This is a genomic window from Coriobacteriaceae bacterium (assembly GCA_025993015.1).
GTDB lineage: Bacteria > Actinomycetota > Coriobacteriia > Coriobacteriales > Coriobacteriaceae > Collinsella.
Genome location: DAJPFV010000001.1, coordinates 1,224,993 through 1,246,918 on the forward strand (window position 1 = coordinate 1,224,993; position 21,926 = coordinate 1,246,918).

The 21,926-nt window shown below is 62.6% G+C and carries 15 protein-coding genes; 9 read left to right on the forward strand and 6 right to left on the reverse strand.

Translation table 11 applies throughout. The features are described 5' to 3' along the window. Positions 1-518: 518 nt before the first annotated feature. On the reverse strand, positions 519-2,819 hold the full coding sequence (locus OIL77_05225) for an LTA synthase family protein (GenBank protein HJI44807.1): 2,301 nt from the start codon (positions 2,817-2,819) through the stop codon (positions 519-521). Positions 2,820-3,033: 214 nt separating this feature from the next. Between OIL77_05225 and OIL77_05230 the strand changes: the two genes are divergently transcribed. From OIL77_05230 to OIL77_05250, 5 genes are all read left to right on the forward strand, one after another. Beyond that, positions 3,034-3,891, forward strand: a complete 858-nt coding sequence (locus OIL77_05230; GenBank protein ID HJI44808.1) for a nitroreductase family protein — start codon at positions 3,034-3,036, stop codon at positions 3,889-3,891. A gap of 159 nt (positions 3,892-4,050) precedes the next feature. Continuing rightward, a complete protein-coding gene (locus OIL77_05235) occupies positions 4,051-6,078 on the forward strand; it encodes a KUP/HAK/KT family potassium transporter (GenBank protein HJI44809.1) in 2,028 nt (675 codons plus the stop codon). Between the two features lie 69 nt (positions 6,079-6,147). Then, complete coding sequence (locus OIL77_05240) at positions 6,148-6,342, forward strand: hypothetical protein (protein ID HJI44810.1); 195 nt, start codon at positions 6,148-6,150, stop codon at positions 6,340-6,342. Between the two features lie 112 nt (positions 6,343-6,454). Continuing rightward, complete coding sequence (locus OIL77_05245) at positions 6,455-8,080, forward strand: ATP-binding protein (GenBank protein ID HJI44811.1); 1,626 nt, start codon at positions 6,455-6,457, stop codon at positions 8,078-8,080. A 4-nt stretch (positions 8,081-8,084) separates the two neighbouring features. Continuing rightward, entirely contained in the window at positions 8,085-8,798 is a 714-nt protein-coding gene (locus OIL77_05250; GenBank protein HJI44812.1) for a response regulator transcription factor, read from the forward strand. A 94-nt stretch (positions 8,799-8,892) separates the two neighbouring features. Here the strand turns inward: OIL77_05250 and rlmKL are convergent, their stop codons facing one another. Beyond that, complete coding sequence (gene rlmKL, locus OIL77_05255; GenBank protein ID HJI44813.1) at positions 8,893-11,460, reverse strand: bifunctional 23S rRNA (guanine(2069)-N(7))-methyltransferase RlmK/23S rRNA (guanine(2445)-N(2))-methyltransferase RlmL; 2,568 nt, start codon at positions 11,458-11,460, stop codon at positions 8,893-8,895. Between the two features lie 75 nt (positions 11,461-11,535). Here rlmKL and OIL77_05260 point away from each other — a divergent pair, with 75 nt between their 5' ends. Together OIL77_05260 and OIL77_05265 are read left to right on the forward strand one after the other, a co-directional pair. Beyond that, positions 11,536-12,363 (forward strand): HAD-IIB family hydrolase, encoded by an 828-nt coding sequence (locus OIL77_05260; protein HJI44814.1) that lies wholly within the window; start codon positions 11,536-11,538, stop codon positions 12,361-12,363. 193 nt (positions 12,364-12,556) lie between these two features. Beyond that, positions 12,557-13,261, forward strand: a complete 705-nt coding sequence (locus tag OIL77_05265; protein ID HJI44815.1) for a transaldolase — start codon at positions 12,557-12,559, stop codon at positions 13,259-13,261. 382 nt (positions 13,262-13,643) lie between these two features. Here the strand turns inward: OIL77_05265 and OIL77_05270 are convergent, their stop codons facing one another. The 4 genes from OIL77_05270 to OIL77_05285 form a co-directional block, all read right to left on the reverse strand. Then, a complete protein-coding gene (locus tag OIL77_05270; GenBank protein HJI44816.1) occupies positions 13,644-15,791 on the reverse strand; it encodes an RNA-binding transcriptional accessory protein in 2,148 nt (715 codons plus the stop codon). Between the two features lie 411 nt (positions 15,792-16,202). Next, positions 16,203-17,243, reverse strand: coding sequence for a Gfo/Idh/MocA family oxidoreductase (locus tag OIL77_05275; protein ID HJI44817.1), 1,041 nt, complete (start codon positions 17,241-17,243; stop codon positions 16,203-16,205). Between the two features lie 67 nt (positions 17,244-17,310). Next, positions 17,311-18,567 carry an MFS transporter gene (locus OIL77_05280; GenBank protein ID HJI44818.1) on the reverse strand — a complete coding sequence of 419 codons (1,257 nt, stop codon included), beginning with the start codon at positions 18,565-18,567 and terminating at the stop codon, positions 17,311-17,313. A gap of 66 nt (positions 18,568-18,633) precedes the next feature. Beyond that, entirely contained in the window at positions 18,634-19,515 is an 882-nt protein-coding gene (locus OIL77_05285; GenBank protein HJI44819.1) for an SDR family oxidoreductase, read from the reverse strand. Positions 19,516-19,748: 233 nt separating this feature from the next. On the opposite strand from OIL77_05285, the gene OIL77_05290 reads away from it, so the two are divergent. Continuing rightward, positions 19,749-20,627 (forward strand): LysR family transcriptional regulator, encoded by an 879-nt coding sequence (locus OIL77_05290; GenBank protein HJI44820.1) that lies wholly within the window; start codon positions 19,749-19,751, stop codon positions 20,625-20,627. Between the two features lie 63 nt (positions 20,628-20,690). Then, positions 20,691-21,839: a GGDEF domain-containing protein gene (locus OIL77_05295; GenBank protein HJI44821.1), complete on the forward strand. Its 1,149-nt coding sequence runs from the start codon at positions 20,691-20,693 to the stop codon at positions 21,837-21,839. The last annotated feature ends 87 nt before the right edge of the window (positions 21,840-21,926 follow it).

Sequence of the window (21,926 nt, forward strand, 5' to 3'; positions counted from 1 at the left end):
TTGAGCGCCCAGACCGGGACGCACTTTCCCAAAGGTTCCTCAACGGGAAACTGCGTCACATAATTAGGCCGAGAAATGGGATGAACTTTCCCAATGAGAGCCAACCGGAAGCCACGTCCCAGAATCAGCCCCCAAAGTGGGACGCACTTTCCCAACGAGCCTCAACCGGAAAATACATCCCGGAATCCAGCTGAATAGTGGGACACACTTTCCCAATCGGGTCCCAAGCGGAAACTGCATCCCATTCCAGACAAGAATTCCGGGACACACTTTCCGCAAACAAAGAAGGCCACATAACGTGGCCTTCAACTTATATATGTTCGGCGATACACCCAAGACAAGCCACGCCCCAACATCAGGGCGTCTGTCCAAGCGGAGGCATATAAGGTTCATCGCGAGTTCCGCACGCAAAGGGGGCCACTTAATGTGGCCCCCGTCTTGCGCAGGACTGTCCGAGCAGGGAACCTTATATGCCTCCGCCCGGACAGACGTTTCAGTTATGAACTCGCAGCTGGTCGCTACTTGATCTTGGTCGTACCCGGTGCCAGGTTGGGGTCGGTCTCGTTGGCCTCGGTCTGGAAGTGCTCAGTGTACACGTTCTTGCCGTCGCGGAACATCTCGTAGTACTGCATCTTGGCGTAATCCTCGCGCGCCTTGGTGGCGGCTGCGGCTTCGGCGTCGTCACCGGTGACGTTGGAGGAGAGCGCCCAACGCAGGCTGGCGTCCTCGTAGCCCACGGAGTTGATAGCGGGCAGCGACTCGCGCAGCGTCACGTGCGCTTTCTGGTAGTCGGTCAGCGGCGCGCCGATTAGCTGCATCAGCTGCGTGGACAGGTAGTTGGTGGACAGGTCGTCGACCTCGCTCGTCTGGTCGCAGCCGGCAACGTCGTAGTTGGCCCAGATGATGTAGTCGGTCTGCCACAGACGTTCCTGGTGCGTGGCGTCGTCCTCGCCGGTAAACCACTTGTCGTTGAACTTGGACGGGAAGAACGGCTGGTGATCGCCCCAGAACACCACGACCACCTTGCGGTCGAGCTTGCTCAAGGCGTTAAGGAAGTAGCGCAGCGCCTGGTCGGACTGCTCGATGCACGAGACGTACTCGTCGACATCGGAGAGCGTGCCGTCCTCGACGGTCTTGGCGTCCAGATCGGTCGTGTCGATGTTCAGGTGCATCTGCTTGTCGACCGGCAGCAGGCCCGTGTCGTAGCCCGAGTGGTTCTGCATGGTCACGTCGAAGATAAACTGCGGATCGGCGTTCTGGTCGAGCAGCTCAAGAATCTTGTCATAGGTCGCCTGGTCGGTCACCATACCGCGCAGAGTGTCGGCTCCCTGGAAGTCGTTGATGGACAGGAACCGGTCAAAGCCAAAGTCCTTGTACACGTTCTCGCGGTTCCAGTTAGTGGCGTGGTTGGGGTGCATGGCCGTGGTGGAATATCCGAGCGACTTGAACTGCTCTGCCAGGTTCCCGGTCGTTTCCATGTTGTAGATGGTGTAGGGGTACACGCCCGAGCCCAGGTTGGCCATGGAGTTGCCGGTCATAAACTCAAACTCGGTATTGGCGGTACCGCCGCCGTAGGCGCTCACGTAGAGCTTGCCGCGGCTGAGGCAGTTGGACAGGTTCTTAAAGTACTGCGGGCCCTCGTAGCCGGCGCGCATGTTCTGATAGATGGACAGGTCCGAGAAAGTCTCGTTCATGATGGCGATGACCGTGGGCTTCTCGCTGTCGAACTGCTCCTTTGCGGCGGCGCGCTCGTCGCTCTTGGCGGCATCGGACTTGTCGTAGGCCTTGGCGTACTTTTTGAGCGTGGCCTTGGCATCGTCGACGGAGTAGTCGGCGGGTTTGGGCGGCTTGATGGACTGCGCCGCGCTAATGAAAGCGGGCAGGTAGCCCTCGCGCCAGTAGCTCTCGAGCGGACGCCAGGTGTAGACGGTTATACCGAGGGTGTTGTAGTAGTCGATGAGCGTGACGTGCGCGGTCACACCGCCCAGGCACAGCACCGCTACGAGCAGGTTGGTGAGCAGCATGCGCTTGGCGTTGGCGGCGCCCTTCTGGCGATGCGGCGCGACCAGGCCGGCGTACTCGCACAGCAGCATGGCGATGGCGGTAAAGCCCATGGACAGCACGCAGAACAGCGAGATGGAGAAGGTGTAGCCGGTGCCGGCGACCGCGGCGGCAGTGGAGATGGCCGAAAGGTCACCCGGCTGGATGGGCATGGATTTAAACGTGATGACGAAGAACTCGGCAATGCCCAGGACAAAGAGGGCAAAGGCCAAGACCGCGGGGGCTGCGCCGTGGCGCTGGAACAGGAAGAACAGGCCGACCATGAGCGTGGTGATGATGGCCCACTCGAGCAGGATGCACAGGGGGTAGACCCAGGTAAAGTCGTGGTTGGACGAGACCTCCATGCCCAGCAGCGCAAAGACGCCGGCGAGCAGCAGGCACAGGACGGCGGCGACGAGCGGTTTACCCACAAAGGCTCCGCGCAGGCGGGCGAGCTTGCCGGTGGGGGCGGGGGCGTCGGGCCCGGCGAACGCAAAGACGCGCGGGGCGATGCGGTCGCGGGCGATGCTGGCCCAAGCGCAGCCGGTGAGGATGGCGTTGGTCAGGATGAGCATCACGAAGGCGAGCGGCTCGTTCTGCGCGACGAGGCCAATAGCGCCCCAGACGGTCAAAAAGAGCTGGAACAGGCCGAAGGCGACGCTCCACCCAAGAGCGCTTTTGGCAACGGTGCCCGACTGAGCGCGAATGGCCTTGGCCTCGCGCAAAACAAGGTAGACGGTCGCCGCAAGACCGACGAGCGAGATGGCGGCAGCGAACATGCTGAGACTCCTCACAAACTTAAAACCTACGAAAGCGGGGGTTTACCCGATTGTTACCTAAAAATGCGCTGCAATTGGTGTCTGCGCACAACAACCAGCCATATTAACGCGCACGTGTGGCGGTGTGGCGCAATGTAGTGGCGACCTGCGCGATAATGGACGGGAATTACACGGAAACGTAAAGGCTTCTTAAAGAATTAGCGAGGATGAGGCGATGAACGAACGGGCTTGTATGACGAGTGCGGGTGACGTGGACGCGGGCGGCTATCCGGTCGAGACGACGGGCAATGCGGTGCTGGACACGTTGGAGCACCGTTCCTCCACGCGTGCCTTCGCGCGTGATGACGACGACCGTCCCGTGGCGGTGACCGACGAGCAGCGTGCAGCGATTTTGCATGCGGCGAGTCGCGCACCGTCGGCGGGCGCCATGATGATGTACTCCATCGTGAGCATCCGCGAGCAGGCTACGCTCGACCGCCTGGCCGACCTGTGCGACCACCAGCCCATGATTGCCAAGGCGCCCTGGGCACTCATATTTGTGGTCGATTATGCCAAGTGGATCGATCTGTTTGAGCACGTGGGCTGCTTTGAGTCCGAGTTTGTCGAGCGCACGGGTAAGGAGCCCCGCCGCGCGCCGGGTTTGGGCGACTTTGCCATCGCGGCCCAGGACGCCGTGATCGCCGCGCAAAACGCCGTGGTTGCCGCCGAGGCTCTGGGCCTGGGGAGCTGCTACATCGGTGATATCGTCGAGAATGCCGAGGAAGTTGCCGAGCTGCTGGACTTGCCGCCCTATACCATGCCGCTGTCGATGCTCATCATCGGCACGCCCCGTAAGGAGCGTCCGGCCATTGCGCATCCCGTGGTGAACCTGGTGCACGAGGAGCGCTACTGCCGCGCCGATGCTGCGACCATGGACGCGCAGGTGGCCGAGATGGACGCGATGTTTCGCCCGCATGCCCGCGAGGTGGGCGAGCGCGTGGTGGATATCTACACCCGCAAACACACCAGTCCCTTTATGGCCGAGATGAGCCGCTCCATGGAGTGGTGGTTCAAAAATTGGCTTGGAAAATGACGAATGTGACAAGGGGACAGTCCTTTTGTCACATTTCATATCGCCGTGGTGGCCTAAAGGCCGTATAAATGTTTATCTAGCTGGGAAAACGGTGCCGTGCAAGTGCAGGCCGATTACCTATAATCCCTTCGAACATTAAAGTTGGGAGGAAACCGGCTTATGGAACAAAAGGCCAAGGAGGCAGCCTCGCACGCTGCGATTCCTGTGAGCATCTCGGCGATGCTCGTCACGCTGGGTGTGGTGTATGGCGATATCGGCACCAGCCCCATGTATGTAACCAAGGCGCTCGTTGCCGGCAACGGCGGCATCGGAAGCGTGACGGAGGAGTTCGTGCTCGGCGCGCTCTCCCTTGTCGTGTGGACGGTCACGCTGCTGACCACCATCAAGTATGTGCTCATCTCGCTGCGCGCCGATAACCATGGTGAGGGCGGCATCTTTGCCCTGTACAGCCTGGTCAAGCGCTGCGGCAAGTGGCTTATCATCCCCGCCATGCTGGGTGGCGCCGCGCTGCTCGCCGACGGCATCCTGACGCCAGCCGTTACCGTTACCACGGCCATCGAGGGCCTGCGCACCATCCCGGCGGTCCATGCCGTGCTGGGCGATGACCAGGGCCGCGTCGTCGCCATTACGCTCGCCATCATCATCGTGCTCTTCTTGGTACAGCGCATCGGTACGGCCAAGATCGGTCACGCCTTTGGCCCCATCATGACGCTGTGGTTCCTGTTCCTGGGCGGCACGGGTCTGTTCTTTGTCTTCCAGCACCCCGCCGTGCTGCTGTGCCTCAACCCGGTGCGCGGCATCGCCTTTTTGCTGAGCCCCAACAACCACGCGGGCATCATGATTCTGGGCAGCTGCTTCCTCGCCACCACCGGTGCCGAGGCGCTCTACTCCGACATGGGCCACGTCGGCCGCGGCAACATCTACGCTACCTGGCCGTTCGTTAAGTGCTGCCTGCTGCTTTCCTATATGGGCCAGGGCGCTTGGCTTATGAACAACGCTGCCAACCCCGAGCTCATGGGCATTGCCGACCTCAACCCGTTCTACCAGATGCTCGCCCCGGGCCTGCGCCCGTTTGCCGTCGGCCTTTCCACCGTCGCGGCCATCATTGCCTCGCAGGCGCTCATCACCGGCGCATTCTCGCTGGTGTCCGAGGCCAGCCGTCTGGATCTCATGCCGCACATGCAGGTCTTCTACCCTGCCGAGACCAAGGGCCAGCTCTACATCCCCATGGTCAACAACGTCATGCTTGTCGGCTGCGTCATCGTGGTGCTGCTGTTCCAGAACTCGGCGCATATGGAAGCCGCCTACGGCCTTGCCATTACGCTGACTATGATGTGCACCACGCTGCTGCTCTTCTTCTACCTGCACGAGGAGCGCAAGCTCAAGGTTGCTCCGTGGATCTTCGCGGCCTTCTTCCTTTTGCTTGAAGGCTTCTTCTTCGTGAGCTCGCTCACCAAGTTCTTCCACGGCGGCTACTTCACCATCCTTATGGCTGCACTCATCATGGGCATTATGGTGTGCTGGTACAACGGCACGGCGGTCGAGCAGCGCCAGTTTACGCTGCTGCCGCTGCGCAGCTACCTGCCGCAGCTCAAGCGCCTGCGCGACGACGACCGTTACGAGCGCATGAGCGACAACGTCGTGTACCTGACCAAGGACACCCATACCGACTACATCGACCGCGATATCGTCTATTCGATCTTGGACAAGCATCCCAAGCGCGCCCGCGCCTGGTGGTTTGTGAATGTCGAGACCATGGACGAACCGCACACCTTTGCCTATTCGGTCGAGACGTTCGGCACCGACTACGTGTTCCGCGTGCATCTGTACCTGGGCTACAAGATTAACCAGCGCGTCAATGCCTATCTGCGTCAGGTCGTTCAGGACCTGGCTGCCACCGGCGAGCTGCCGGCGCAGACGCATGACTACTCGGTCTACAAGGATCCGGGCAACATCGGTACGTTCAAGTTCGTCCTGATTCGTAAGCTTCTGGCGCCCGAAAGCGATGTGGAGCCGAGCGAGCGTACGGCCATCACGCTCAAGTACATCATCCGCCGTGCCGCCGGCACGCCCGCACGCTGGTACGGCCTGGAGAACTCCAACGTGAGCTTTGAGTACGTGCCGCTGTTCACCAAGTTCAAGGCTGTGAATAAGATGCAGCGCCTGGCCCCCAACGAGCGGCCGTAGTCGACGCTTGAGGTTTGCCTGCGAACGGGCGGGTTTGTATTGACGGGGATTGAGTCCTGGGAGGAAACCATGGATGCAAAGGTGCTTGACGGTTGCGATTTTGCGACCGAGCTGGTGCGTGAGGCGCGCGTCGACGCCGCCGAAGATCGGTTCTTTACGAATCGGGCCAACATGGACATGGCCGACCGCGTGATTTCGATCGTGGTGACGGTGCTTGTCGCGGCGTGCGTGTGCGCACTGCTCGCGCACGTGCTGTTTGTCTAACGACCGCAGGTTGCAAAGGCTTTACACTTGGAACCACCACAAGGGAAACCACCACAAAGGTGCCTGTCCCCTTTGTGGTGGTTTTTGTTTTTGAGAGAGGGGCGGGACGCTGATGGACGTCCGTACGGACGGCGATATTGCCGATAGCTTTTGGTGGCGGCGCACAACGCTGACGCGCCGCACTCCTCTGTATGACGCCTGCGTATCGGTGGGGCTGCTGGTCGCGGCGACGATTGTGGGCGCGCTGCTCGACCATCCGGGTCTCGCGCCGAGCATCATGATCGTCTATGTGTTCGCCGTTCAGCTGTGCGCATTCTTTACCTGGAGTCGCCTGTATTGCTTGTTGAGCTCGGCTGCCGCCGTGGCGCTCTACAACTTTTTGTTTGTCGACCCGCGCTACTCGCTGTCGCTTATCGACCGCGGCTATCCCGGCATGTTCTTCATCATGTTCGTGGTCTCGCTTGTGTCGAGCTCGATTGCGTTGGCCCTGCGCCGCGCCTTGGCACAGGCTGCCGCTAGCGACCGCCGCACGCATATGGTGCTCGAGACCAATCGCATGTTGCAGCGGTGCGCCGATCAGCAGCAGATCGTTCACGCCATGGCCACGCAGCTGGCGCGTCTTTCGGGCTGTCCGGTCGTGTGGTACAGCGCCGACGCCGAGGGCGATGACCTGCTGCCGCGTGCGACGTACACAGCCGTGGGCGATGCCGCCCCGGTGCACGAGCTGGCGCCGCAGATGTCGCCGCGGCTCTCGGCGTCCGCCTATGTGGGAACGCCGCTCGATGCCACCTATGGCGGCTCGGCGTTTTATGGCATCTACCTGACGGTTCGCACAGGCGACGGCTTCGTGCGCTCGGGCGACCCCACCTCGGTGGTGGGCGTGCTGGCTATCGTTGCCGAGCCCGACGTGCTGACGCACGAGGAGCGGACGCTTGCCGATGCCATCGTGAGCGAAGGCGAGCTGGCACTCGATCGCGCCCGCGCCATGGAGGCCCGCGAGGAGGCGGCGGTGCTCGCCAAAAACGAGCAGCTGCGCGCCAACCTGCTGCGCTCCATCTCGCACGACCTGCGCACGCCGCTCACCAGTATTTCGGGCAATGCCGATGTGCTGCTCGACCAGGGTTCGACCGGCACCGCGGTGCTCGATGCCCAGACGCGCCGCTGCCTGCTTCTATCCATTCGCTCGGATGCGCTGTGGCTCAACGCCACCGTCGAGAATCTGCTCGCTATCACCAAGCTCGAGGGTAGCGGCACGCATCTGTCGACCACGCTCGAGCTCATGGACGATATCGTCGAGGAGGCGCTGCGCCACGTAAGTCCGGCCGTGCGTGAGCACGATCTTAAGGTGGTGCCGTGCGACGAGCCGGCGCTCGTCAACGTCGATGCGCGCCTGATGGTGCAGCTGGTGGTCAATCTGGTGAACAACGCCATCACCTATACGCCCGCAGGCTCGCATATCGTGATTTCGATTGACGTCGACGATGGACGCGTGGCGTGCTCGGTGGCCGATGACGGCCCGGGCATTGCGCCCGAGGACCGCGAGCGAATCTTTGAGTCGTTCTACACCGCCAACCACGGTCTTGCCGACAGCCATCGCAGCGTGGGCCTGGGTCTTTCGCTTTGCCGCTCCATTGCGCTGGCGCATGGCGGTAGCATAGAGGTTGCCGCGGCGGACCCGCACGGCTCGGTCTTTACGATTGAGCTTCCCGTCGCCGACGTTTCGTTTGATAAGGAGTAGCGCTGTGCCGAACTCTGCCGTAAAACCGCTCATCTTGGTCGTTGAGGACGACCCCGCCGTTCGCAATCTTATTGTTGCCGCGCTCGAGGCGCACGGCTTGCGTCATATGGCCGTGGAGACCGCCCATGCCGCCATCGCCGCCGCCTCATCGCAGGCACCGAGCATTGTGCTGCTCGACCTGGGTCTGCCCGATATGGACGGCGTCAAGGTGGTGGAGTCGGTGCGCGCATGGTCGGGTATGCCGATCATCGTGGTCTCGGCGCGCAGTGAGGATGCGGACAAGATTCGCGCGCTCGATGCTGGCGCCGACGACTACCTGACCAAGCCGTTTTCGGTCGAGGAGCTGCTCGCGCGCATTCGCACGACGCTCAGGCGCCTCTCGTATGCGCAAACGGGCGGTGTTGCCTCCGAGGGCTCGTTCGATACCGGTGAGCTGCATATCGATTTTGATGCCGGCATCGCCACGATGGATGGCGAGGAGCTGCATCTGACGCCGATTGAGTACAAGCTCCTGTGCCTGCTGGCGCATAACGCCGACAAGGTGCTGACGCACCAGTCTATCCTGCACAAGATTTGGGGCACGGCGACCAAGAGCGACCTGGCGAGCCTGCGCGTCTTTATGGGTACGCTGCGCAAAAAGATCGAGTCCGACCCCGCGCATCCGCGCTATATCCAAACGCACGTGGGTATCGGCTATCGCCTGGTCACCCAAGGCTAGATCGCCAACCACCATCCCAATATGAGTTGCGGTGAAATACGGTCTAAATTTGCCTAATTCCAGGCAAAACAGTCCGTATTCCACCGCAACTTTGTTATTTGCCCTTGGGCTTGCTGGCGTAGAACTTCTTCTTTTTGGGCTTGCCGGCGGGGGAGGGTTTGCCGGCAAAGTTGGACTTGCCGTTGCCGGCCTGCGCGTGCGCGGGTGCTGCCGCACGGGGCTTGCGGGCCTCGGAGTTGCGCAGTTCCTCGACGCGCTCGGCAATTTCCTCGGCGCTAAAGCCGACCTCCGCCATGGCGTCCTCGATGGGCAGGCGGCGCACGATGTAGCAGTGATGCACCTTCTGGTTGCGCGCGAAGTCCTCGGGGATGGTCTGTGCCGTAATGTCCTCCAGCACCACGCCCGCGCGCGCGAGTTTGCGCGTCTCGGGGCGGAAGCCGCGCAGGTTGCAGCTAAAGATGGCATGGCCGCCCTGCGCGAGCAGACGCGATACGCCGGCCAAAAGCTCAACATGGTCGCGCTGGACATCCCAGGTGCGGCGGCCCATCTTGGACGAGTTCGAAAACGTGGGCGGGTCGACAAAGATCAGGTCCCAGCGGTTGCGCGTCTGGCGCTGGTCGCGAATCCAGGCGAGCACGTCGTCGCGCACAAAATGATGCTGAGGCCCCACAAAGCCGTTCTGGCGCATGTTGCGCTCGGCCCAGTCCAGGTAGGTGTTGGAAAGGTCGACTGTCACGGTTTCCTCGACGCCGCCGTCGGCCGCATAGCAGGTGGCGGTGCCGGTATAGGCGAACAGATTGAGGAAGCGGCGTGCCTGTTTGGCGTGTTCGCGCACCAGGTTGCGGGTGACGCGGTGATCCAGGAAGATGCCCACATCCAGGTAGTCGTCAAAGTTGACGGCAAAGGTGAGCCCGCCTTCTTCGATGAGCGGCAGACGCCGGCGCGCGATGTTGGCGCGCTCGCCCGATCCGCCCTTGCCGGCGCCCTGCTTGCCGTACTGCGAGCCGCCGCGCGAACGCATGCGGGCCTTGGCGTGCACATGCTCGGCCGGAACATCAAGGATGCGCGGCGCGATGGCCAAGATGTCGAGCATGCGGGCCTGGGCCAGCGCGGGATCGATGGTCTTGGGCGCGGCGTATTCGGCGATGACGAGCCAGCGGCCCGGCGTCTGCGGGCAACCCTCGTACAGGTCGATGGCAGCGGAGTAGTCGGGCAGGTCGGCATCGTAGACGCGATAGCAGCTCACGCCCTCGCGCTTGGCCCACTTGCGGCGCAGACGGGCATTCTTGCGCAGGCGGTTGGCGAACTGCTCGGACTCCGGGATGAGCACGGGCAGCGGCTTGCCGTCGCCCAAGTCGAGCGTGGCGGCAGGTTCGGGCATGGAGGAAGCGGCGGCTTCGTCGTTGGCTTCGTTGGCATCCGCAACCTCGGCCTCGGCATCCGCGCTGGTCGCAGCCTCAAACGCTGCAGCGGCGTGGTCGAGTGAGGGCCAAACCTCAATAGTTGCCTCCTCGTTATTGGGCATGACGGCGATCGAGCGCTCGGGCTCGGCGTGGAGCGCGCGGGCCAGCAATCCATCGCGGGTGAGCGCGGCGACCGGCGCCGCGGAAAGCTCGGGCGCGCGGCGCAGCTCACCGACCAGCGTCATGGCGTCGTGCATGAGCGAAAGCGGGGTCTCGGTGGTGTCCGCGACCACGGCGGCACCGGCGACGGCGCCCGCGTGGTCCAGCACGGTGGCTGGCTTGGCAGCGCAAAAGTCGACAAAACGCTTGTAGCCGGCGCACTTGACCATGCGCTCGGCAGTCTTGCGGGCGGCGGGGTCAATGTCCACGGCGACGATGCGCGCCTGGCGCTCACGCGCCGCGGTCTCGCGCTCGCGCGCCTCGGCAAGCAGCTGCTCCCACAGGGCGGCGTCGTGCAGCTGCCAGCCCTCAAAGCCCCAGCGCTCGCGTGCGGCGCCCGGGGCGCGGTCGGTCAGAATGTTCACGGCCTCCAGCAGCAGACCGCCGCCGGCGCACGAGGCGTCGATCAGCGTAGGCAGCGCTTCGTTTTCGTAATCATCGGCCGTCAGCTCGCGCTCGCACAGTGCGGTCCAGCCGACCTGCGCCAGCACCAGGGCGGCGTAGTCGGGGCGCAGCACGTGCGCGCCCTCGCCGGCGCGGGTCGCTGCGGGCGGCAGGCGTTTGAACAGCGGGTCGCCTGAAAGGTCCAGGCTGATGCTCGCGCGGCGCTGGCGCAGCGAAAGCAGCAGGTGAACGTCGGGGTCGGCAGCATCGACGTCGGCGCGACGGCCCGTGGTCTCGGCCAGACGGTCGCACAGCGCGTCTTTGGCGCGCAGGGCCGAGAAGCGCGTGTTGCGCAGCTGCTCGGTCACGCCGCGGGCTGTGATGGCGATGGTGGCGCCGGGGCGGACGATGCTCTCCCAGGCGATGTCGTAAACGCTATCGTACAGTTCATCGGCATTCTGCGCCTCAAAGCGCCCGAGCACCACGAACACGCGGCTCGCCAGGCGCGACCACAGACAGGCGCGGTAGCCTTGCTCGAGCTCGCCCTCAAATGTAGCGCGGCCCTTCAGCCGGCGAACATGCGAAAGCCCGAGGCGTTTAAGCTCATCGGCGAGTGCGGACTCAAAGCCCTCGGGGCAGCTTGCGTAAAATTCCATGGGTGACCTCTCTGGTTGCGTCGCTCCATTATATGATGGATGCTTCGTTTGCCCTTATCCTCGAAAGGAACCCATATGATTGATGCGTGCCCCGAACCCGCTGTGCTCTTTTTTGACGTGGACGGCACGCTGACGTCGTTCGATCCCGACGATATGACCGATAAGGACTTTTCGGCGGTTCGCCCCTCGCAGATGGTCGTCGAGGCGTTTCATCGTCTGCGCGACGCGGGGCACAAGGCGTTTATCTGCACGGGTCGCCCCCTGTGGCTCATCGCGGACAGCTTGCGTGCGCTCGACCCCGCGGGTGTTGTTGCCATGGCGGGCGCCACGCTCGAGGTCGAGGGCCGCGTGGTGCATGAGGACTGCTTTGACGAGGACGTTATCGAGGAGCTTGCACGCCGTATGGCCGCGGCAGGGATTGAGGCCTTTTTCGAGACCAACGTGGCTACTTTTGCCCTGGAACCCGCGGGTGTTGAGCAGTCGTCTCTGATCGGCACTTCTGTGGTGCACAGCGCCGAGGAGATGCGCGTCGACGGCAGTCTGCGCGTGGGCAAGGTATGCCTCAATGTGCCCAGTTTGGCTCGCGTTGCCAACGATGACGGCTTTATCGATCGCGAGTTTGAGCTGTGCAACACCGGTGGTCAGAATCGCGAGCTGAGCCCCAAGGGCATCAACAAGGGCGTGGGCGTGGCGCGAGCGCTGGCGTATCTGGGCCGCGAGGGAAATGCGCGCACCTTTGGCTTTGGCGATTCGGGCAACGACCTGGGCATGCTCGCTGCCGTCGAGACGGCTGTCGCCATGGGCAACGCCATGTCCGAGGTCAAAGCGGTCGCCGACTACGTGACTGACGATGTCGCACACGACGGCACCGTCACCGCCATGCAGCATTTCGGCCTCATCTAATGAATCCCGCATTCTGACGTTTGCCTAAACTATGGCTCTTTGCTTTTGCATGCTCAATCGATTTATCAAACCAAACACTAAAGCGTTTATACCGTTCGCCGAGAAGATAAAAACCCGCAGCTCACGCCTTGATAAACATAGGTAAAGTGTTTAGCAGTTTATCGGCCGTATGCTAACGAAAGGAATCAGGCAGATGGCAATCAAGGTGTTCGCTGACGGTGCAAACCTCGAAGGCATGCTCGACATGTACGAGAACGGCAACGTTCAGGGTTTCACGACCAACCCGTCCCTTATGAAGAAGGGCGGCGTGACGGACTACCGCGCGTTTGCCAAGGAGGTCCTGGCTCACATCACCGGTGTGTCCGTGTCGTTTGAGGTCTTTGCAGATGACGCCGAGACCATGGAGGTCGAGGCCCGTGAGATCGCTACCTGGGCCGAGAACGTCTACGTCAAGATTCCGTGCGTGACCACCAAGGGCGAGTCCACCGCCGAGCTGGTCCGCAAGCTTTCGGCCGATGGCATCAAGGTCAACGTCACTACCATCTTTACGCCCGAGCAGGTCGATGAGATGGTCGAGGCCGTTGACGCCGAGACGCCGTCCATCATCTCGCTCTTTGCCGGCCGTATCGCCGATACCGGCGTCGATCCCATTCCGTTTGTGACGGAGTCGGTCAAGAAGGCCGCCGTCAAGCCCAACTGCGAGGTCCTGTGGGCATCCACGCGCGAGCTCATCAACATCTACCAGGCCGAAGCCTGCGGTTGCCAGATCATCACGGTGCCTAACAGCATCCTGGCCAAGCGCAAGAACATCGGCCGTGACCCCTACGAGGTCTCGCTCGACACCGTCCGCGGCTTTGCCAAGGATATCGCCTCGCTCGGGTTTCATATCCTGCCGTAACGCGAACACTGGCTGCGCCGCAGGTTGTTCGCCCCGGCCTTTCCTTCCCCTATCGCTCACGCGCTTCGCGAGGGTCGCGCTAGGCAAAGGAAAGGCCGGGGCTGCCGACACGAACTTGCCAGTAGGTTAGTGATTGGCTTCCATATTCTGCCGTAAGCAAGGGTGCCCCCTGCAGCGACGTGCAAAATCGCGAGTATTCAGCAAGGTAAAGGCTTTTACCAGTTAACCGCAGCACGGAACAGCCCCCGTTTTGGCTCTGACGACGCTAAAACGGGGGCTGTTTGTGACTTTATTGCCTCTGAGGGGCATCCGGAACGGCGGAATTTGCAGAATACTCGCGATTCTGCACGTCGCGAGAGGGGGGACCCTTGCTTTAGGCGGTTTACTTCCCCTGCACCATGGTGAGCGAGATCTTCTTGCGGTCGCGATCGACTTTTTCGACCCACACCTTCACCGTGTCGCCGACGCGCACGACATCACTCGGGTGCTTGACGAAGCGGTTGGCCAGCTTGGAGATGTGCACGAGGCCGTCCTGGTGCACACCCACGTCGACGAAGGCGCCAAAGTCGACGACGTTGCGCACCGTGCCCTTGAGTTCCATGCCGGGCTCCAGGTCGTCGATGGAAAGCGCTGAGCGGCTAAAGACCACCTCGGGCGCGTCGTCGCGCGGGTCGCGGCCGGGCTTTTTGAGTTCGTTAACGATGTCGATGAGCGTGAGGGTGCCGCAGTCTAGGTCGCTTGCCAGCGCCGAGATGCTGCCCAGGCGGCGCTCGATATCGGGTACGCCGCCACGGCTGAGTTCGCTGGCGGCAACGCCGGCACGCTCCAGGACGGCCGTTGCCACCTCGTAGCTTTCGGGGTGGACGCTCGTCGCGTCGAGCGGGTTCTTACCGCCGCTGATGCGCAGGAAGCCCGCGGCGTTGAGGTATGCCTTGGGCCCCAACTTGGGGACCTTTTTGAGCTGGCGGCGATCGGTAAAGGCGCCGTTTTCCTCGCGGTACGCCACGATGTTCTTGGCCACGCTCGGCGTGATGCCCGATACGTATCCCAGCAGGCTCGCGCTCGCGGTATTTACGTCGACACCCACGCGGTTGACGACGTCCTCCACCACGTGGCCCAGGGTGCGCGAGAGCTCGGCCTGGTCAAGGTCGTGCTGGTACTGGCCCACGCCGATGGACTGGGGCGGAATCTTGACGAGCTCTGCCAGTGGGTCCTGCAGGCGGCGGCCCAGGCTCATGGCGCCGCGCACGGTGACGTCCAGGTCGGGATACTCCTGGCTCGCGAGCTCGGAGGCGGAGTACACCGACGCGCCGGCCTCGTTAACAATGGTGTATCGCAGCCCAGGCGCCTGCTCGGCAATGAACTCCGAGACGACTTCCTCGGTCTCGCGGCTGGCGGTGCCGTTGCCGATGACGACGGTGTTGACACCGTCCTTTTTGACGAGGCGGGCGAGCTCGCGTTTGGTGCCGGCGACGTCATGGCGCGGCTTGGTGGGGTAGACCACGCCGTGGTCGAGTAGCTTGCCGGTCTCGTCCATGACGGCGACCTTGCAGCCGGTGCGGTAGCCCGGGTCGAGCGCGAGCACGCGGGCGCCGCGCACGGGACGGGCCGAGAGCAGGCCCTCGAGATTCTTGGCAAAGACGTTGATGGCCTCGGTCTGGGCGCGGACGGTGAGCTTGGCACGGGCCTCGCGCTCCAGCGAGGGGGCCATGAGGCGCTTGTAACCATCAGCGATGGCGGCATCGAAGATGGGAGCAAACACGCCCTGGCGGCGGGGCCAGCGGCTGCCGAGGCGTGCCGTGGCAGCGGCGCCGTCGACGTTCACGCGCACGCGGAGCTTGCCCTCGCGCTCGCCGCGGTCGATAGCCAGCACGCGGTGGTTGGGGATGCGGCGCAGCGGCTCGTCAAAGTTGTAGTAGGGCTCGTAGGGAGTCTTCTCGGCGGGGTCGGTGGCCTCGACGACGATATCGGCGGTGTTTTGCGTAAAGGCGCGCAGGTCGGCGACGTTCTCGGGGTCCTCGGCCACCGTCTCGGCCACGATGTCGGCGGCGCCGGCGAGTGCCTTCTCGGGCGTGTCGAAGCCGGCGTCCTCGTTGACGTAGGCCGCGGCGGCGTCGAGCGCGCTGCCCTTGGCGGATGCCTGCATGATGATCATGTTGGCGAGCGGCTCCAGGCCGGCCTCGCGGGCCTTCTGCGCGCGGGTCATGCGCTTTTTGCGGTAGGGCTTGTAGAGGTCCTCGACGCGCTGGAGCTGCGTGGCCTCGCGAATCTGCTGCTCGAGCTCGGGCGTGAGTTTGCCCTGGGCGTCGATGAGCAGGATGACGTCCTCTTTGCGCTGCTCGAGATTGCGCAGGTAGGACAGGCGCTCGTCGAGCGCGCGCAGGGCGACGTCGTCCATGCCGCCCGTTGCTTCCTTGCGGTAGCGCGAGATAAAGGGGATGGTGTTGCCCTCGTCGATGAGCTTGACGGCCGCCTCGACGTTGGCGGCCTTAAGGTTGAGCTCGCGGGCGAGCTGGGCGATAAGATCCATGGGACTCCTTGCGTTTAAGGTGCGTTTGCAGCACAGGGCTACCAAGGATACCACCCGTCCCAAAAGACTGTTTTGGGGTTGCGCCACGAAAGGGGCCTATCTACTACGTTTGAACCGTATGGGTCGACCATCCCCCGGTTTTCCGAAAATCGGCAAGCCGTCTACCTGCGGTTTTAATTTCGCGAAATTCGGCATGGTTGAGGGTAATCGGTTAAACGTAGTAGATAGGCCCATTTGGTGGCGAACGAATCAAGCCGAGGTACAAAATAGCCCCCGCCCTAGAAAAATCGTCGGCAAGGTAGCAAAAAGCCCCGCGGGCAGGAGGCTGCTCGCGGGGCAAAGAAGAGGGGCTTATTGGTGGCGGACCGAGGGGTTCGGCATGGGGTATCTGCCGCGGCCGCTCTTAAGGCATTACAGCTCGACGAGCTGGCCGGTCTCGGCGGCCTCCTTGATGGCGTTGAGAAGCGTGAGCGTCTTAACGTTGTCGGCGGGAGTCACGACGGGCTCGACCTCGCGGCGAACGACCTTCACAAAGTGCTTGAGCTGCATCTTGTGCGGCAGCGCCGGGTCCACGGCCGGGATCTCCATCTGCAGCGGCTTGTGCCAGTTGGAGGCGCCGTCGTAGGAGAACCGGTGCAGGCGGGGCAGCGAAAGGGCGCCCTTAGTGCCGCCGATAAAGTAGGCGTCGGCGTCGAAGGGGCGGTACTGCGGATCCTCGCGAGCGGTGGCCTCCCAGTTCCAGGGGCTGGCGGTGGCGTCAGAGATGGTCATGCTTGCGAGCGCGCCATCGGCAAAACGGACGTTGACCACGGCGGAGTCCTCGGTCTCAAAACCGCGGGCGGCGCTGGACTGCATGCCCTGGACGGCAACGGGCTCGCCCAGCAGGTAGCGGAGCAGGTCGACGTCGTGCACCAGGTTGACCAGGATCGGGCCGGCACCCTTCTTGCGGCGCCACTCGACATCGAAGTACTCGTCATTCTTATAGATCATGTAGTGGAAGCTCGACACGGTGAGCTTGCCCAGCTCGCCGGACTCGATGATCTCCTTGGCCTTGTTGACGAAGGGATTGTGGCGACGGTGCTGACCCACGAGTACGGGCACGCCGGCGGTCTCGGCCTCGGCGGCAAAGGCCTGGGCATCCTCGAGGTCGTTGGAGATCGGCTTTTCGACCAGCGGCACGATGTTGCGCTTCACAGCCTCGCGGGCAACGCCCAGGTGTAGGTCGTTGGGCGTGGCGATGATGACGGCCTCGGGCTTGACCTCGTCCATCATCTGGGCGGGATCGGTATAAAACGGCACGCCGGCGGCCTCGGCCGTGGCGCGGGCGCCCTCAAAGGCGTCGGCGATGGCGACGAGCTCGGCCTCGGGCTCCTCGGTGACAAAGCGGATGTGGTTGCGGCCCATGGCGCCGGCGCCGATAACGGCAATGCGGACGGGGTTGAGCTCAGACATTTCGACTCCTTAATACTGGTGGCGGTGGAATGCGGCAAGGGGGCGGTCCTTGCCGCATCAAGCAAAACTAGGCGGACTTCTTCTTGCTGTCGGAGACCATCATGTAGACGGTGAGCACGACGGCGATTGCGGCGATTACGATGGCACCGTAGAAGGACTGCTGGTAGGCGGCGCTGCCGGCCTCGGCGTGATACAGCACGGCGGTGATGGGCTGGCTGATCCAGGTGGAGGCGGCGTAACCCAAAAACATGATGCCGTAGTTGACGCCGATGTTGCTGGTGCCGAAGGCGCCACCAGTGAGCGGCGGGTAGATGACGAGCAGGGCGCCAAAGCTAAAGCCGAGCAGGGCGAGCGCCACAAAGAACATGCTCTGCGTAAAGCTCATCGACATGATGACGAGCGCGACGATGGTGACGACAAGGCTGATGAGCAGCGACTTATAGGCGCCGAGCTTGTCGATGATCTGGCCAAAGGACAGACGACCGACCAGGTTGGCGCAGGTGTTGACGGAGACGACCACACCGCCGAGGGCGACGGCCGCGGCACTCGTGGGGTCGGCGAAGAGCTGGACGGCGGCGATGGAGGCAACCTTGCCCACGAGCAGGGTGCCCGCGGTGGCGGCAAAGGCGAAGGTGACGATGAGGACCCAGAAGCGCGGGGTCTTGACCATCTCGCCCGGGGTGAGGTCACCGAAGGTGCCGGCATGCGCGCCGCCCTTGGGGGCCTCGAAGCCCTCGGGCAGCCAACCGGCCTCGGGGGCCTTCAGGAACAGGGCGGAGGCGGCGATCGTCACAAAGAAGATGACGCCGAGTGCCTTGAGGGCGTCAAAGATGCCCAGGCTCGGGATGAGCAGCGAAGCGAGCACCGGGGACAGCACGGCGGGGCCGGCGGTCGAAGCGGCCAGGGTGATGCCGGAGGCGAGACCCTTCTTGTCGATGAACCACTTTTGGCCGGTGGTGAGCGCCGGGTTGTAGCCCAGGCCGTTGCCGACGGCGGCGACGAGCGAGAACCACAGGTAGAACTGCCACGGCTCGGTGACGGTGCCGGACATGAACCAGCCCACGCCGTAGCACACGGCGGCGGCGATCACGACGTTGCGCGGGCCGATCTTATCGGAGATACGGCCGGCGAAGATGCCCGTCACGGCCATGATGGTCTGAAAGACCGGGAAAGCCCAGGTAAGGGCGCTCGACCACTCGGGGTAGACGGCGAGCAGGTTCTTGCTCACGACGGAATACAGCGCGATGGAGCTGATGAAGAACATGGTGACGCACGCGGCGGAAAGCACGACGGCGCGGCCCTTGTTGGAGTTGGTGGAAGCCATTGGACTCTTTCTAATCGATACGGGGGAGGAGCGGGCGTGTCCGCGGGGCCTCCCTGTCAGGTTGGTTTACTGGTCAGTCGGCTTGGCGACGCCGGACTCATCGGACCAGAGCTCGACACCCTTGTTCTTAAGGTAGTTGTCGGCATAGGCGCGACGGCCGCCGGGCTTGGCGGTGAGGTCGCCCATCATGTTGGAGAAACCGCCGTCGACCTTGATGGCATCGCCGGTGGTAAAGTCCGAGCGCTTGGACGCCAGGAACATGACGGCGTTGGCGATATCGCTGACCTCGCCGATGCGGCGCGTGGCGATCAGACGGCTGCGGCTCTTTTCGACCTCGGGGTCGGCGTAGAAATTGGCCGACATCGGGGTCTTAACGAAGCAAGGCTCGACGCAGTTGGAGCGGACGCCGTAGGGGCCCCACTCGGCGGCGAGCATCTTGGACATCATGTTGACGCCGGCCTTGGTGGAGCTGTACACGCCCGAGAACGTCTCGGGGGAGTGGCTGGCGACGGTCGAGATGTGCACCAGGCGACCCTGGCCGGCCTTGATCATCTCGCGACCAAAGCGCTGCGAGGTGATGAAGTAACCGGTGAGGTTGACGTTGAGCACCTGCTCCCAGTCGCTCAGCGGCAGGTCCTCCATGGCGGCGAAGCGCAGGATACCGGCGGTGTTGACGAGGACGTCGACGCGGCCGAAGTTGGCGATGGTGGCGTCGACGGCAGCCTGAACCTCGGCCTCGTCGGTGGCGTTCATCTTGTAGCCCTCGGCGTGGATGCCAAATTCGGCAGCGAGGTCGGCGGCAGCGGCCTTGACCTTCTCCTCGTCCAGGTCGAGCATGACGACGTTGGCGCCATTGCGGGCGAACTCGCGGCAGATCTCGGCGCCCATACCGCCGAGCGCGCCAGTCACGGCGCAGACATCGCCCTCGAGCTTAAGCCAATTGCTCATAGGAACTTCCCTTCTTGTGCCTCCCGGTGGGCCGCTCCCATTAATCGACCCACGTGGTTTTCGCTGGTTATCGTATGCTTTGCATTTGCGCAGGTGAATTGCATATTTGTTAGAATAGCGTTAACCGTAGGTTTACACTGTGCGATGCAGATTATCCTCAATTGAGCGCGTGACCTGCGAAAACAACCCCCTGTGGCACCATGCGGTCACAGGCGCGAAAACGGGAGATTGACGTGTACGATCGACGACTTGAGGCCATATCGGCCGCCGCGGAGCTGGGAAGCTTCTCGCGTGCGGCGGCAAAATTGCGTGTGTCGACGCCGGCACTCGTCAAGCAGGTATCGGGTTTTGAGGCGGAGTTCGGTATTACGCTGTTCGAACGCTCGCACTCGGGCGTCAAGGTGACGCCGGCGGGCGCTCTGCTGGTGGACGACGCGCGCTCGATCATGCGGCAGTCCGAGGACGCGCTGCGCCGTGCCCGACGCGCGGCGGGCGATGGCGGTGCCGTGCGCCTGGGCGTGTCGATGATGTGCCCGGGGCGCCAGACGCTGTCGATGTGGACGGGTGTGCACGAGCTGGAGCCATCGTTGCGATTTGAGATCGTGCCGGTAAGCGACCTCTATGACGAGCGCGAATCCGTCATGCGCAGCCTCGGTCGAGAGGTTGATGTAGTGCAGTCGAGTTTTTCGACCCCACGCTGGGGCGACACTTGCCAAAAGCTCCGCATCGTCAACGTGCCGTTTTATATCGACCTGCCGCGCACGAGCCCGCTGGCGCGCAAGACACGCATTACGGTCGCCGACTTGGAGGGCATGCGCCTGCGCGTACTGCGCCACGGCAACGATGCCATGGACAGCCTGCGCATCGACCTGTTGGCCGACGGCGGTGTGGACGTGATCGATGCGGATAGCTTTGACTTCGCGCTCTTTAACGAGGCGGAGGAAAAGGGCGACGCGGTGCTCACCTGCGGCGCATGGTCGGGGGTGCACCCGGCCTTTGTGGGCGTGCCGTTCCTGTGCGGCCGTGAGGTACCGGTCTTTCTGCACTATCCGCTCGAGCCCACCCTCCAAGTCCAAAAATTCGTCAACGCAATGGCTCAGCTTCTCAAATAGCTATCGTGTCGATGATTCTTTAATCCCCGTCCTAGAAAAATCATCTGGTAGAGTTGACCCCGCATGATTTACAAGACGCTATGCGCCACCTACTCTTTTGCCATTTGGGGGATTGAACTTGTGAATACTTCTGTCGCCAAGAAGGCCAGCCAGGCGGTGCGCCTGCTCATGATGGTGCTCACGGCAGTTCTCATCTTCTTCTTCATCAATGTTATGCTGCTCGTCTCCGATATCCAGGGCACGGCGCGCGTGGTCAACTACGCCGGTCTGGTGCGCGGTACCACGCAGCGAATCGTTAAGCTCGAGGATGCGGGCCAGCCTCAAGATGACCTGCTCAAAGCCGTGGATTCATACATCAACGGTTTGCGTTACGGAAGTGACGACCTCAACCTCGTCCGTCTCGACGACGACGAGTATCAGGCAAAAATGACCGAGCTTGCTAATTATTTTGATGAGCTTTGCACCGAGATCATCCGCGTGCGCGAAGTCGGCTATGAGAACACCGACATCATCTCTATGAGCGAGGAGTTCTTTGGCATTTGCGACGATGCTACGCGACTCGCAGAGGACTACTCTCAGGAGAAGGCGTCGGCGCTCAACTATCTCGAGGGCTTGGTGATCATCGACATCATGGGATTGGTGGCGGCCTTTGCGGTTGAACTTGTTCGCGCGGTGCGAACTGCCGCGCTCAATCGCGAACTGCAGAGCAAAGTCTATCTCGACGGAGCCACGGGACTGCCCAACAAGAACAAGTGCGAGGAGATCTTGGGGCAGGAGCAGCCTGTTTCCGTGGAGGCGCCCGTTGCGGTGTGCGTTTTCGACCTTAACAATCTGCATGCGGTCAATAACAGCTTTGGTCACGAGAAGGGCGACGAATACATCTGCTCTTTTGCCCGGCAGCTGGGGCGTGTGTCGTCCGAGACCTGCTTCGTGGGTCGCGACGGCGGCGATGAGTTTATCGCGGTGCTGTGGGATGCCGATCGAGCTGCCGTGGAGTCCTGTCTCGCTCGGGTTCGTGCGAACGTGAACGAGTATTCCGAGGCTCACCCCGACATGCCTATTAGCTATGCGGTGGGCTATGCGCTTTCCAGTGATTTTGATGAACCGCCTACGATGTGCGAGCTCTTTTCCCAAGCCGACAAAAACATGTACATCGACAAGAACCGCGTAAAGACAGCCGAGGCAGCTGGGCCGCAACGCGAGGAGCGGTAAGCCTGTAACAGAGGGCATAGAAAAGCCTCCGCAGCCCGTGTGGCTGCGGAGGCTTTATTCGTTGCGGCGCATTGTGTTTGGGTCGCT

Bases quoted from the DNA above. Each gene is read 5' to 3' on its own strand.
- OIL77_05280 (HJI44818.1), bottom strand. From the start codon at position 18,567: ATGGCTTCCACCAACTCCAACAAGGGCCGCGCCGTCGTGCTTTCCGCC.
- OIL77_05225 (HJI44807.1), bottom strand. From the start codon at position 2,819: ATGTTCGCTGCCGCCATCTCGCTCGTCGGTCTTGCGGCGACCGTCTAC.
- OIL77_05245 (HJI44811.1), top strand. From the start codon at position 6,455: ATGGACGTCCGTACGGACGGCGATATTGCCGATAGCTTTTGGTGGCGG.
- OIL77_05240 (HJI44810.1), top strand. From the start codon at position 6,148: ATGGATGCAAAGGTGCTTGACGGTTGCGATTTTGCGACCGAGCTGGTG.
- OIL77_05260 (HJI44814.1), top strand. From the start codon at position 11,536: ATGATTGATGCGTGCCCCGAACCCGCTGTGCTCTTTTTTGACGTGGAC.
- OIL77_05265 (HJI44815.1), top strand. From the start codon at position 12,557: ATGGCAATCAAGGTGTTCGCTGACGGTGCAAACCTCGAAGGCATGCTC.
- OIL77_05270 (HJI44816.1), bottom strand. From the start codon at position 15,791: ATGGATCTTATCGCCCAGCTCGCCCGCGAGCTCAACCTTAAGGCCGCC.
- OIL77_05275 (HJI44817.1), bottom strand. From the start codon at position 17,243: ATGTCTGAGCTCAACCCCGTCCGCATTGCCGTTATCGGCGCCGGCGCC.
- OIL77_05285 (HJI44819.1), bottom strand. From the start codon at position 19,515: ATGAGCAATTGGCTTAAGCTCGAGGGCGATGTCTGCGCCGTGACTGGC.
- rlmKL (HJI44813.1), bottom strand. From the start codon at position 11,460: ATGGAATTTTACGCAAGCTGCCCCGAGGGCTTTGAGTCCGCACTCGCC.
- OIL77_05235 (HJI44809.1), top strand. From the start codon at position 4,051: ATGGAACAAAAGGCCAAGGAGGCAGCCTCGCACGCTGCGATTCCTGTG.
- OIL77_05230 (HJI44808.1), top strand. From the start codon at position 3,034: ATGAACGAACGGGCTTGTATGACGAGTGCGGGTGACGTGGACGCGGGC.
- OIL77_05295 (HJI44821.1), top strand. From the start codon at position 20,691: ATGATTTACAAGACGCTATGCGCCACCTACTCTTTTGCCATTTGGGGG.